Origin of the sequence: Psychrobacter proteolyticus (assembly GCF_003350005.1) — a bacterium.
Lineage (GTDB): Bacteria > Pseudomonadota > Gammaproteobacteria > Pseudomonadales > Moraxellaceae > Psychrobacter > Psychrobacter proteolyticus.
Genome location: NZ_QLKS01000005.1, coordinates 44812 through 57485 on the forward strand (window position 1 = coordinate 44812; position 12674 = coordinate 57485).

General features: G+C 41.8%; 19 protein-coding genes. 2 read left to right on the top strand and 17 right to left on the bottom strand.

Annotated features, from left to right (window positions below; genetic code table 11):
* Positions 1-179: 179 nt before the first annotated feature.
* From acpP to DXK30_RS10645, 5 genes are all read right to left on the bottom strand, one after another.
* The gene (gene acpP / locus DXK30_RS10625; protein ID WP_057758815.1) at positions 180-416 is read right to left on the bottom strand and encodes an acyl carrier protein; all 237 of its coding nucleotides are present in this window, start codon (positions 414-416) and stop codon (positions 180-182) included.
* Positions 417-686: 270 nt separating this feature from the next.
* On the bottom strand, positions 687-1415 hold the full coding sequence (gene fabG / locus DXK30_RS10630) for a 3-oxoacyl-ACP reductase FabG (RefSeq protein WP_057758813.1): 729 nt from the start codon (positions 1413-1415) through the stop codon (positions 687-689).
* A complete protein-coding gene (gene fabD / locus DXK30_RS10635) occupies positions 1412-2380 on the bottom strand; it encodes an ACP S-malonyltransferase (RefSeq protein WP_114701683.1) in 969 nt (322 codons plus the stop codon). Before fabD ends, fabG begins: the two co-directional genes overlap by 4 nt.
* Before the next feature lie 424 nt (positions 2381-2804).
* Positions 2805-2987 (bottom strand): 50S ribosomal protein L32, encoded by a 183-nt coding sequence (rpmF, locus tag DXK30_RS10640; protein ID WP_057758809.1) that lies wholly within the window; start codon positions 2985-2987, stop codon positions 2805-2807.
* Positions 2988-3305: 318 nt separating this feature from the next.
* The gene (locus tag DXK30_RS10645; protein WP_114701684.1) at positions 3306-3899 is read right to left on the bottom strand and encodes a YceD family protein; all 594 of its coding nucleotides are present in this window, start codon (positions 3897-3899) and stop codon (positions 3306-3308) included.
* Between the two features lie 181 nt (positions 3900-4080).
* Between DXK30_RS10645 and DXK30_RS10650 the strand changes: the two genes are divergently transcribed.
* Positions 4081-4824 carry an elongation factor P hydroxylase gene (locus tag DXK30_RS10650; RefSeq protein WP_114701685.1) on the top strand — a complete coding sequence of 248 codons (744 nt, stop codon included), beginning with the start codon at positions 4081-4083 and terminating at the stop codon, positions 4822-4824.
* A gap of 232 nt (positions 4825-5056) precedes the next feature.
* Complete coding sequence (locus tag DXK30_RS10655; protein ID WP_114701686.1) at positions 5057-5677, top strand: L-threonylcarbamoyladenylate synthase; 621 nt, start codon at positions 5057-5059, stop codon at positions 5675-5677.
* 110 nt (positions 5678-5787) lie between these two features.
* On the opposite strand, the gene rplQ is transcribed toward DXK30_RS10655, so the two are convergent.
* From rplQ to rplF, 12 genes are all read right to left on the bottom strand, one after another.
* Positions 5788-6147 carry a 50S ribosomal protein L17 gene (rplQ, locus tag DXK30_RS10660; RefSeq protein WP_021813387.1) on the bottom strand — a complete coding sequence of 120 codons (360 nt, stop codon included), beginning with the start codon at positions 6145-6147 and terminating at the stop codon, positions 5788-5790.
* A gap of 19 nt (positions 6148-6166) precedes the next feature.
* Positions 6167-7174 (bottom strand): DNA-directed RNA polymerase subunit alpha, encoded by a 1008-nt coding sequence (locus DXK30_RS10665; RefSeq protein WP_021813386.1) that lies wholly within the window; start codon positions 7172-7174, stop codon positions 6167-6169.
* Positions 7175-7254: 80 nt separating this feature from the next.
* Complete coding sequence (gene rpsD, locus DXK30_RS10670) at positions 7255-7896, bottom strand: 30S ribosomal protein S4 (RefSeq protein WP_057758723.1); 642 nt, start codon at positions 7894-7896, stop codon at positions 7255-7257.
* A gap of 48 nt (positions 7897-7944) precedes the next feature.
* Positions 7945-8334: a 30S ribosomal protein S11 gene (gene rpsK / locus DXK30_RS10675; RefSeq protein ID WP_010196728.1), complete on the bottom strand. Its 390-nt coding sequence runs from the start codon at positions 8332-8334 to the stop codon at positions 7945-7947.
* Between the two features lie 20 nt (positions 8335-8354).
* A complete protein-coding gene (gene rpsM, locus DXK30_RS10680) occupies positions 8355-8711 on the bottom strand; it encodes a 30S ribosomal protein S13 (protein WP_114701687.1) in 357 nt (118 codons plus the stop codon).
* Positions 8712-8958: 247 nt separating this feature from the next.
* Entirely contained in the window at positions 8959-9075 is a 117-nt protein-coding gene (gene rpmJ, locus DXK30_RS10685; RefSeq protein ID WP_010196721.1) for a 50S ribosomal protein L36, read from the bottom strand.
* Between the two features lie 31 nt (positions 9076-9106).
* Complete coding sequence (secY, locus tag DXK30_RS10690; RefSeq protein ID WP_166739245.1) at positions 9107-10438, bottom strand: preprotein translocase subunit SecY; 1332 nt, start codon at positions 10436-10438, stop codon at positions 9107-9109.
* Positions 10439-10457: 19 nt separating this feature from the next.
* The gene (gene rplO, locus DXK30_RS10695; protein ID WP_057758719.1) at positions 10458-10898 is read right to left on the bottom strand and encodes a 50S ribosomal protein L15; all 441 of its coding nucleotides are present in this window, start codon (positions 10896-10898) and stop codon (positions 10458-10460) included.
* Positions 10898-11077 carry a 50S ribosomal protein L30 gene (rpmD, locus tag DXK30_RS10700; protein WP_057758718.1) on the bottom strand — a complete coding sequence of 60 codons (180 nt, stop codon included), beginning with the start codon at positions 11075-11077 and terminating at the stop codon, positions 10898-10900. The genes rplO and rpmD overlap by 1 nt, the downstream gene beginning before the upstream one ends.
* Positions 11078-11097: 20 nt before the next feature.
* Positions 11098-11613 (bottom strand): 30S ribosomal protein S5, encoded by a 516-nt coding sequence (gene rpsE / locus DXK30_RS10705; RefSeq protein WP_057758716.1) that lies wholly within the window; start codon positions 11611-11613, stop codon positions 11098-11100.
* 2 nt (positions 11614-11615) lie between these two features.
* The gene (gene rplR / locus DXK30_RS10710) at positions 11616-11966 is read right to left on the bottom strand and encodes a 50S ribosomal protein L18 (protein WP_057758713.1); all 351 of its coding nucleotides are present in this window, start codon (positions 11964-11966) and stop codon (positions 11616-11618) included.
* 11 nt (positions 11967-11977) lie between these two features.
* Entirely contained in the window at positions 11978-12511 is a 534-nt protein-coding gene (gene rplF / locus DXK30_RS10715) for a 50S ribosomal protein L6 (protein WP_114701688.1), read from the bottom strand.
* Positions 12512-12674 lie beyond the last annotated feature (163 nt).

Consider the following 12674-nt stretch of genomic DNA (forward strand, 5'->3'; position numbering starts at 1 on the left):
TTATGAGTATAGATAAAAGGAGTCGATGTAGATAGTAATAGTATGTTGAATAATGTTGAATTGACGTAGTCAATGTTAAATTCGATTGCTGCGTTTAGAAATAATAATCACGCGCCCATAAAAAAACCGCCTATCTAATCAGATAAGCGGCATTATAAATCTACTAAATAAGTAGCAGATTATAGTTGGGCTTGTACGTAATCGATTGCTTTTTGCACAGTAGTCAATTCTGCAGAATCTTCATCAGGAATAGTGATACCAAAATCACTTTCAAATGACATAACCAATTCAACTAGGTCTAAAGAATCTGCACCTAGGTCTTCCATGAATGAAGCATCGTTGTTGATGTCTTCAACATTCATACCTAGTTGCTCAGCTACTGCTGCTTTTACTCTTAGCTCGATATCATTACTCATGTAGATCACTCCGTTATCATCTATTATTTTTAATAAACTGCTATATCGCCTTATTTAACGCTATAGCATGGTATATAAAATGCGTTTGCCAGACCAGCAATGCTGTCTGAGTACTCTATGACATGTTATACAGTCTGTCTGATGTCTAATAAAGCCCTGTTATCATACAGGGCTTTGACTCAAAAGTATCCGTCATTATAGCACCCTTTATTATAGTTTACACTCGTTCACACAGTTTTTTATTATAACTATGTAACGCTCGTATATTGACTACATATACATGCCGCCATTAACAGGAATAACGGCGCCTGTGATATAGCTGGCCTCGTCGCTAGCCAAGAAATGTACCGCTGCAGCAATGTCTTCTGGCTGACCAAGACGACTGATAGGTACAGCATCTAACATAGAGTTCAATAGGCGCTCATCAAGCTCATCTGTCATATCCGTTTCGATCAAACCTGGTGCCACACAGTTAATGGTCACTTGGCGTGAACCAATCTCACGTGCAAGCGTACGGCTAAACCCTTCTACACCAGCTTTGGTCGCAGCATAGTTAGATTGGCCTGCATTGCCCATTTGAGCAACGACAGAGGTGATGTTGATAATACGGCCGCGGCGTGCTTTCATCATACCGCGTACGGCGCGTTTGCTCATGCGATATACAGAGGTCAAATTGGTATCGATAACATTTTCCCAATCTTCATCTTTCATGCGCATCAGTAGGCCATCTTGGGTAATACCGGCATTGTTAACCAATACTTGCACCGCGCCATAGACGCTTTCGATCTCTTCAAACAACTTGTCAATTTGAGCAGTATCACGTACGTCTAAAACACGACCAATACCACCAGTGTCATGAAGGTAGTCATCGATAAGCTCAGCACCCTTCTCGGTGGTCGCAGTTCCAATGACAAAATGTCCTTCTTTAGCAAAACGTTTGGCCACTGCTTTGCCAATACCTCGGCTAGCACCAGTTACTAATGTAATCGTACGGCTCATGATAACACCTCCAATAATTTTTCTAGACGGGCAGGCTTGTCAGTAGGATAGCTGGCGATTGGCTGCGCCTGACGCTTCGCCAAATTGCTCAGTACATTACCACTGCCGCATTCAATTAAGATATTAATTTGCTTATCAGCTAGCTCTTGCATGGTTTTTGACCACAGTACTGGCTCGCTCAGCTGTTCGGTCAATGCTTGCTTGATACCGACCGCACTGGTTTCAACGCGCGCATAGCGATTTTGTATAACAGGAATGGTTGCCTGATCAAACTTGATACCTGATAGTATCTCAGCCAATGCATTACTGGCAGGCTCCATAAGGGCGCAATGAGATGGCACACTCACTTTTAGAGGGACAGATTTTTTGCCCGTGTTTTTAACTTTATCAATAACAGCATTAACACCAGCAGCGTTACCCGAGATAACCACTTGTCCTGGACTATTGAAATTGGCCGCACCGACTACCGCATCTTCGACGTGTTCGGTTGCTTGCTCACACAAGTTTTCGACTCGGTTATCTTCTAGTCCTAGTACTGCAGCCATAGCAGTATCGACACCTACAACGGCCTCTTGCATCAACTGACCGCGCTTATGCACTAAAGTGACTGCATCACCCAGCGATATCACATTGGCAGCACACAAGGCACTGTACTCGCCCAGAGAGTGACCAGCTAAATAACAAGGCGTCTCTTCTATTTTTTGTTGTAGAACACGCCAAATAGCAATACTTGCTGTCAAAAGCGCAGGTTGAGTATATTGGGTTTGATTGAGTTTTTCTTCGTCCTGACAGATTGCCCACAAATCCTCACCAAGCGCATCACTCGCTTCGGTAAATGTATCGCGTATCTCTGGATAGATTTCGGCAAGCTCACTCGTCATCGCGACTGCTTGAGATCCTTGTCCAGGAAAAATGACCGCGATACGAGCGGGTTGCTTTTTTACCATATCGGGTACAGAAGCCATAACCAATATTCCTTATCTGATTAGAAATATCCCTAAAAACAATGGGGTGTATTATATTATTAGATGTTATACAAAGCCGCTACTTCAAGTATTTATGCAAGAAAACGGATTGTCAGTAAACTATACACTGACAGACACTATTATCATAGCGGATGCAAACCAAACAGCAGGAGTAACGCTGCCCAAATTAAACGAGCAGATTATATCAGCACATTTTTAAAACTACTAAAAATAACAAGCGAATTAAGCAATAAGTCTAGTCATAAATAACAAAAAGCCAAGTTATCCAGCCACATAATATATGATAGCGAAATAACTTGGCTTTTTTAGCTCAAAGCTTATTGACTAATAATAACTAGGCAAAAACAATAATAGTCGCCAGTACTATTATCATCTTCGCCTAAGCTATCATAGAGCCAATGTCTTAGGCGTCTTGGCTGACTTTGAACAATTGACGACCACGGTAGAAACCATCTTTAGTCATGTGATGACGACGATGTTTTTCACCAGTAGTAGCATCTACGCTTAGTTCAGCAATTTCCATACGGTGATGTGAACGGCGCATGTCACGACGAGAACGGCTTTTACGACTTTTTTGAACAGCCATGATATAGCTCCTATACTTAAAAGGGATAAGCTTGAAATTCAGCTTAAGTCGATACTGACAGAGGCTATATAATCACAACAACCTAAGTCTTAAGCATCATTAGTTAAATAGATTGCCACTCACATAAAGCACTGACCAAGGCTGAATTTTATAAAAAATTTACCCAGTCAGTTTCTATCAGCAAGCAACAGGTTGCTCGAATGCAATAAACCGGACATTATACGCATGTTTATTAAATTAATAAAGCCCTGCCTCGCACTCTTCTGTACAAAGCTGATAAAAGGCTTTTTAAATGCATCGAGTAGATAATTTTGGCGCTTATAGCTTGCCCTTTAGCGAGGCTAAAGCAGCGAAAGGATTTTCACCTTCCTCTTCTTCTGGTATTTCACCAAACTGCTCAACAGACATCTCGCAATCATCATGCTTTGGCGCCATTGGCGTTTTGAGCAAGATCTCGTCTTCTACCAATTTCTTAAATGGTAACAAACGCTCTGGAGATTGCTCGGTGACAATTTCATCCAGTAATAAATAATCTTGTTCATCTTTAACTAGGCGAACTTGGCTATCGTTTTCGAGTAGCGCAATGTCATAATCATCAGATAAGTCTATAGCGATTGGTTGTAAACAGCGCTGACAAGTTAGCCAAACATCACCCGTTAAAGTAAATGCTAAATGCAAAACATTATTGCGACGATATAAGTTAGCGTTGAGCTGTATATCTGACTGCTCATGTTCAGTGCTCAGAGTAGTAGCCAGACGATCAAATGAGCTTGGTTTGACCTCTCCTGACCATTCATAACCAGTGTCTGCCCACTTATCTAAAGAGATGTGCTCAGGCATGCCAGTAGATACAGGCGCTTTTTTATTGTCAGCGTGAGGTGCTGACGGTTCAGTTTCTGGAGTGCTTGACATGCGCGGCCTCATTCATAAAAACGGTGTATAATATTGCCTGCCATACTAACGGAAAGTGCCATATTCTGCTAGCGCTAGTATGTTAAGATTTTTTGATAGTAAATTTGTTTAAGCTCTTTTACTACTTACCTTTTACCTAAAGTTTTTTGTCTTTAGTATTTATTAAGTCAATGTCTTCTCTATGAATCTATCCGATAATAAAATTAATTTTTCTGATTTACTTTCTCCTACTGAAGCAAGTTCGTTGCTACAACAACTTATTCAACTAGGGAGTCAAACTAAAAATGTTCCTAATAATAGACTATGCCTCGATAAAGATGAGGATTTAAAAGAATTAAGAAGTCAGTGGCAAGAGTTGTCTATTACTCAATTTGACAATACTCACACAGCAGAATTGATAATTGATAGCGAACGATTAGCTACCGACTGGCTCATACAGCTATTTAATACTTTGTTCGCTAATCAGCAAGTTATATTGGCTCGTAGTGATGGAGAACCCGAGTATTTTCCAGCTCAAAATGATAAGTCTGCCAGAATTGAATTCGCTCATGGATTTTTCGCCAGTGCTTTACATGAAATCAGTCATTGGTGCGTGGCTGGTAACGCTCGTAGACAACTATCTGACTTTGGCTACTGGTATGCCCCAGATGGACGATCAGCGGCGCAGCAGCAGGCATTTGAGCGTGTAGAAATCAAACCTCAAGCATTAGAGTGTTTATTCACCTTAGCGTGTGGGCGAAATTTCCAAGTCTCACAAGATAATTTGTTTGCCGACTTCGACACTAGTAGTAGCACCTTTGCTAGTGATGTCTATCAGCAAGTCCAAAGCTATATAACCAAACCCCATACTCTGCCGCGTGACGCTAAGACTTTGCTGACTGCTTTACTTAGCGCTTGCACCTCTTCATCTGAAATCAACGCTTAGTTTAAATTACTAAGCGTTCCTACTTATTAACGATTTTCTACGGTTGGTAACGCCTTGCCACTAAACTTATATCTACTTTGAGCTATACTGATAACTGAAGTAGTACTTTGAAGATATCGATCTGCTTTAGTTCTAAAATAGTTTTTCTAATATATCTAGTAATTGAACTAAATCTAATTAATGAAAAATTTGTCTCAATTAAAAACCAATAATTATAAAATAAGGAACCACTATGGAAGTCTTCTATATTCATCCCGATAATCCGCAGCCACGTCTCATTGAGCAAGCCGCTGACCTATTGCGCAGAGATCAGTTAATCATTTACCCAACTGATACCAGTTACGCTTTTGGTTGCCGTTTGGGTGCAAAGGATGCCCTAGCTAAGCTTAAGCAAATTCGTGAACTCAATGATAAGCATCAATTTACCTTGCTATGCCGCGACCTAAGCGAAATTGCCAACTATGCAACAGTTGATAATGTGCAATTTAAACAGTTAAAAGCCCACACTCCTGCCCCAATTACTTTTATTCTTAATGCCACCAAAGACGTACCGAAAAAATTGGCGCATGCAAAGAAAAAAACCATTGGTATTCGTGTGCCTAGCAACCCTATTGCTCAAGCATTATTAGAAGCAATGGATGAACCTATCTTAACCAGCTCGCTAATTTTGCCCAATCGAGACGATATTTTGGATGACCCATTTGAGATTGAAGATTTACTAGGCAATCAAATCGATGGACTAATCAATGCAGGTATAAAGACGACCAAGCTTACTACTATCGTAGATATGACTAGCAGCATTCCTGAAGTTATCAGGCAAGGTGCGGCTGATGTCGATTCGTTATTACTCTAAATAGCTAGTTATTGCTTTAAACAACTAATAGTATATTTATTCAAATTTAAGACAAAAAAAAGCTCCAATTGCATTGGAGCTTTTTTATGGAATATGTCTTAGGTGCAAAACTAGTCGCGATCAACCAATTCTACATAAGCCATTGGCGCATTGTCACCATCACGGTAACCGCATTTTACGATACGCAAATAACCACCTGGACGCGTCTGGTAACGAGGACCTAACGTGCCAAATAATTTGCCTACCATAGCTTTGCTACGCATACGGCTGAATGCTAAACGACGGTTAGCAACGCTGTCTTCTTTAGCCATAGTGATCAATGGCTCGGCAACGCGACGTAGTTCTTTAGCTTTTGGTAAAGTTGTTTTGATCAGTTCATGCTCAAATAATGAGTTAGTCATGTTCTGAAACATTGCCTTACGATGACTGCCGGTACGACCCAGCTTGACTCCACTCTTACGATGGCGCATAGTCAAAAATCCTTAAAGTTTAACGGCTACGATAAGAAAAGCGATCATCAACACGTAAATCAGCTGGTGGCCAGTTATCTAGGCGCATACCGAGCTCTAAATCTTTAGACGCTAATACGTCCTTGATTTCTGTCAATGATTTCTTACCAAGATTTGGGGTTTTTAGAAGTTCAGTCTCTGAACGCTGTACCAAATCACCGATATAGTAAATGTTTTCAGCTTTCAAGCAGTTGGCTGAGCGAACCGTTAGTTCAAGATCGTCCACAGGGCGTAATAGCACCGGATCAACCTCTTCTTTCTCTTTCACAGGCTCAGGCGCTTCTTCAGCTTCTAGGTCAACAAAGATAGAAATCTGTTGTTGTAAAATAGTGGCTGCTTTACGAATTGCTTCTTCTGGATCTATAGTGCCATTAGTTTCAAGCTCAATGATAAGACGATCAAGATCAGTACGCTGCTCTACACGAGCGTTCTCAACCTGATAAGCAACACGAAGCACAGGACTAAAACTTGCATCAAGCTTTAAACGTCCAATTGCTTTAGTATCACCATCTTCACGGCGCTGGTTTGCTGGCTCATATCCACGACCCATCACTACACGCAAACGCATCTTAAGATGACCACGATCGCTCAATGTACCCAAGACCAATTCTGGATTGATGATGTCAACATTGTGCGGCAACGCGATGTCTGCAGCAGTAATAGTGCCTGGACCTTGTTTATCCAAGGTCAAAAATACTTCATTTTGGTCATGAAGCGTAATTGCTAAGCCTTTTAAGTTCAAAAGCAAATCAAGTACGTCTTCTTGCAGGCCTTCAAGCGTTGAGTATTCATGGTCAACACCATCAATCTCAGCTTCAATGACTGCAGCACCAGGTAATGAAGATAACAAGATGCGACGCAGAGCATTACCTAGGGTATGCCCAAAGCCGCGTTCTAACGGTTCGAGCGTGACTTTCGCAATCGTTTCGTTAACCGTATCCACATTAATGGCATTCGGCGTTAGAAACTCAGTTGCATTTAGCATCATGATGTCACCTCGATTTATTAAACTGGTTTAATTAACGTTAATTGCTCAATGCCATTTTCATAACATTGAGCATTACGTCATTACTTAGAGTATAGCTCAACGATCAAGCTTTCGTTGATTTCAGCAGGTAGATCAATACGATCAGGCGCATGTTTAAACGTGCCTTGTAGTTTGCTGTGGTCAACATCAAGCCATTCTGGAATACCACGTTGTGTCGCTAATTCGATAGCGTTTTTAATACGTAGTTGTTCGCGAGATTTCTCTTGGATAGCGATGACATCACCATCTTGAAGCTGAATTGAAGGAATGTTCACACGAACAAACTCATCACGGCCAGCTTTTTTTACCATAACAGTACGATGACTGACTAGCTGACGTGCTTCTGCGCGAGTTGAGCCAAAGCCCATGCGATATACAACGTTATCTAGACGGCTCTCAAGCATTGCTAGTAGGTTTTCACCAGTAGCGCCACGCTTACGAGCAGCTTCTTTATAGTAGTTCGCGAATTGACGCTCTAGTACACCATAAATACGCTTAACTTTTTGCTTTTCACGCAACTGTAGAGCATATTCTGAGGTCTTGTTACGGCTTACGCCATGCTGACCTGGTGGACGACCAGCTTTCTTCGTTTTTACGTCATAAGGTTTAACGCCAGACTTAAGGCCTAAATCCGTACCTTCACGACGTGATAATTTCAGTTTTGGTCCAATATAGCGGGCCATTGTTATGTCTCCTATAAGCTTTTAGTATAAAAAGCTTCGTCTTTAATATTAGACGCGGCGCTTTTTCGGCGCACGGCAACCATTGTGTGGGATTGGGGTTACATCAGAGATGCTGTTAACTTTATAACCCAATGCACCTAGTGCTCTTACCGCAGACTCACGACCCGGTCCTGGTCCTTTGACCAAAACATCGATATTCTTAACACCATATTCTTGGGCCGCTTTACCAGCGACTTCAGCTGCAACCTGAGCTGCGAATGGTGTAGATTTACGTGAACCACGGAAGCCTTGTCCACCTGAAGTGGCCCAAGCCAATGCATTACCTTGACGATCGGTAATCGTAACAATGGTGTTATTAAAAGACGCATGGATATGGGCAATGCCCTCCGATACTGAACGACGAGCCACCTTTTTGCGACTGCGAGTGTCTTTTGCCATCTTTTAGCTTCCTAAGTTAATTATCTTTTGAGAGGGCGTGTCGGACCCTTACGAGTACGAGCGTTGTTCTTGGTGTTCTGACCTCTAACTGGTAGGTTACGACGATGACGGATGCCACGGTAACAACCAAGATCAACTAAACGCTTGATGTTCATTGAAACTTCACGACGAAGGTCACCTTCAGTCATGTAATTTGCAACTTGTGCACGGATAGCATCTAACTGTGTATCATCTAACTGACTGACTTTAGTAGTAAGGGCGATGCCAACTGCTTCTAAGATTTTCTGAGCAGTGGTACGACCTACACCAAAGATGTAAGTTAGTGAAATAACAGCATGCTTATTATCCGGAATGTTTACGCCGGCAATACGAGCCATTGATTTCTCTCCATTAAAGAAAAATAAGCGTTATCTAGCGATAAGGCTTTACTCTTCAGATTTGTTGCTGTTAATACTAGAGCTTTTATAGTCATTATCGATGTTTTGACTATAAGTCTGCTCATCGATTCTATTATAAAAGATTTTGTATAAACACGGCAAGTGGCGGATGATATCGCATCCGCCGTTATTTTTCAAGTATTAATTTAATTAGCAGTGAAAACTAAACGTTTTCTAATACTAAAGATTAACCTTGACGTTGCTTGTGGCGAGGTTCTGCTGTACAAATAATATGTACACGGCCTTTACGGCGCACAACTTTACAGCTACCACAAATCTTTTTAACTGATGCTTGAACTTTCATAGCATGCTCCTTGAAATATCGTACCGCTCATTTAAGGTTGAGTGGGCGATTGAATTAACGTCTGATCATGATATTGATGGGTCATCAAATGCGCTTGAATCTGCGAGATGAAGTCCATTACCACAACCACCATAATCAGTAAAGACGTACCACCGAGTTGAAACGGCACACCAAACGATGACTGGACGACCATTGGCATTAAACAAATAACCGTCATATACATCGCGCCAATAAAGGTCAGTCGGTTTAATACATGATCGAGGTAACGCTGAGTTTGTTGTCCTGGGCGAATACCTGGGATATACGCACCACTACGTTTAAGGTTCTCTGCTACTTCACGCGGACTAAATACCAATGCCGTATAAAAATAACAGAAGAAGATAATCATTGCGCCGAACAGTACTAAATATAGCGGCTGTCCTGGAGACAGTACCAATGCCATATTCTGAAGTATTTTCTGTACAAAGGTAGGATCAGTCGATTGACCAACCCACTGCCCTAAACTTGCAGGAAACAATAACAAAGAACTGGCAAAAATAGCTGGGATAACCCCTGCCATATTTAGCTTAAGCGGCAAATGTGATTGCTGCTGAGCATAAATTTTGCGACCTTGTTGCTGTTTTTGAGCATAGTTCACAGGAACACGGCGTTGAGCACGTTCAATATAAACGATACCCGCAGTAACCGCGATACCTAGCAGTACAAAAATAAATAGCACAATCAAGTTCATCTGACCTTGATTGACCTGTTCAATAGACTGCGAAATCATACCTGGCGTACCAGCCACAATACTCGCAAAAATGAGCATTGAAATACCATTACCTACGCCACGTTCTGTAATCTGCTCACCAAGCCACATTAAGAACATTGCGCCTGCTACTAAAGAAGTAACAGCTGGAATATAAAAGGTAAGACCAGTAGATAAAGTAAGGTTTTGGCTGATTAAGCCGGCACACATTCCTAATGACTGTACTAGTGCTAAAGCAAGCGTTCCCTGACGGGTGTACTTGTTTAGCTTGCGTCGTCCCGCTTCACCTTCTTTTTTGAGGGCTTCAAGCGATGGCAATACTGCAGACATCATCTGTACGATAATCGATGCTGAGATATATGGCATAATACCAAGTGCCATAATGGACATACGCTCTAGCGCACCACCTGAGAACATATTAAACATGCTCAAAATGGTGTTTTCGTTGCGCGAAAACAGATCAGCCAAGTTAACTGGGTTGATACCCGGAACTGGAATATGTGACCCTAAACGATAAACAATCAATGCGCCGATTAAAAATAATAAACGCGTCCATAGCTCATCATACTTACGTATAAATGCGAATGGATTAAGCGGTATACCAGCCGATGACATTGATTGTTTTGACACGTTACTACTCCTCGATGCTACCACCAGCAGCTTCGATAGCTTGCTTAGCACCTTTAGTCACTTTAATACCTTTGAAAGTATAAGCTTTAGTGACTTCGCCTGATAGCATTACACGAGCACGTTTCATATCGTGACGGATAAGGTTAGCAGCTTTAAGTGTTTCAAGGCTAACTACATCGCCTTCAATTTTATTCAGTTCAGAAAGACGTACTTCAGCAGTCTTCATAGCCAGTTTACTGGTAAAACCAAATTTTGGTAGACGACGATATAGAGGCATCTGACCACCTTCAAATCCTGAGCGAATGCTAGAACCTGAACGAGATTTCTGACCTTTTACACCACGACCACCAGTCTTACCAAGACCTGAACCGATACCACGACCACGACGTTGGGCAGTTTTCTTTGCGCCAACACCTGGTGATAATTCATTTAATCTAAGACCCATTACGCTTCCTCCACTTTTACCATGTAGTTAACGCGATTGACCATACCACGAGTCGAAGGAGTATCTTCTACTACTACAGTATGATTAATACGGCGTAAACCCAATCCTTTCAAGCTCGCTTTGTGGCTCTTTAGGCGATGGGCACCCGATTTAAATTGAGTGACTTTCATTTTTTTCATCGTAACTCACCTAGTCTAAGTTAACCCAAGATTTCGTCTACAGATTTACCACGTTTAGCTGCCATCTTCTCTGGAGTTGACATATCACGTAAACCGTTAAACGTTGCGCGAACAACGTTAGCAGTATTGGTAGAACCATAACATTTAGTCAAAACATCTTTGACACCAGCAACTTCTAATACAGCACGCATTGCGCCACCAGCGATTACGCCAGTACCTTCAGATGCAGGTTGCATATAGACTTTACTAGCACCATGACGTGCTTTGATTGGATGATGCAAAGTTGCATCATTTAGCTCAACAGTAATCATATTACGTTTGGCAGCTTCTAGTGCTTTTTGGATAGCAGCTGGCACTTCACGTGCTTTACCACGACCAAAACCTACACGACCATTGCCATCGCCCACTACAGTCAATGCAGTGAAAGAGAAAATACGACCACCTTTAACAACTTTCGCTACGCGATCAACGGTAACTAAGCGTTCTACTAGACCGTCAGTCTGTTCATTTTTATCATTTTTATCATTTCTAGCCATGATTAAAACTCCAATCCGTTTTCGCGAGCAGCTTCTGCTAAAGCTTTAACTCGACCATGATATTTGAAACCACTACGGTCAAAGGCAACTTTAGTAATGCCAGCTGCTTTTGCGCGTTCTGCGATCATTTGGCCTACAGACGTTGCTGAATCAGCATTACCAGTCGCGCCTGAACGCAAGCTGCTGTCTAAGGTAGATGCCTGAGCAATCACTTCACCACCATTTGGAGAGATAATCTGGGCATAAATATGTTTTGACGTGCGGTTAACCGTTAAGCGATGAACGCCTAAGAAACGGATATGCGCGCGTGTTTTCTTAGCTCGACGCAGACGAGCTGCTTTTTTATCAAACATTTCAACTCACCTTATTTTTTCTTAGCTTCTTTGCGAATCACATGCTCGTCACTATAACGAATACCTTTACCTTTGTAAGGTTCAGGTGGGCGGAAACCACGGATGTTGGCGGCTGCTTGACCAAGCTGCTGTTTATTGTTTGATTTCAAAACAATTTCAGTTTGCGTTGGCGTTTCAGCTGACACACCTTCAGGTAACGTGTACTCTACTGGATGAGAATAACCAACGTTCAAGGTTACCTTGTTACCAGTAACTTGCGCGCGATAACCAACACCAATTAACTGAAGACGTCTTTCAAAGCCTTCGTTTACGCCAGTAACATAGTTGTTAACAAGAGCGCGCATAGTGCCAGTGTGCATCATAGCTTCTTTTGAATCGACTGTAGGTGAGAAAATGATAGCATCATCTTCCTGTTTCAGCTCGACCAATTCATGCAGGCGTAAAGACAGAGAACCGTTCTTGCCTTTAACTTCGACCTGCCGATCGTTCAAAGTAACGCTTACGCCGTTTGGCAGCGTCACTGGGGCTTTAGCCACACGAGACATAGGAATATTCCTTAAAAAATTTAACTTCTTTATATTAGCGAAAAAACTAACAGGCTAAAAAGCGTGTTAGTTTAGCATAGTTGACTGTGTTAGACATCTATCAATTCGAAATAATTTAATATTACTCAATCAATAGAAGCCTAACAACTATCAAATAGACTTC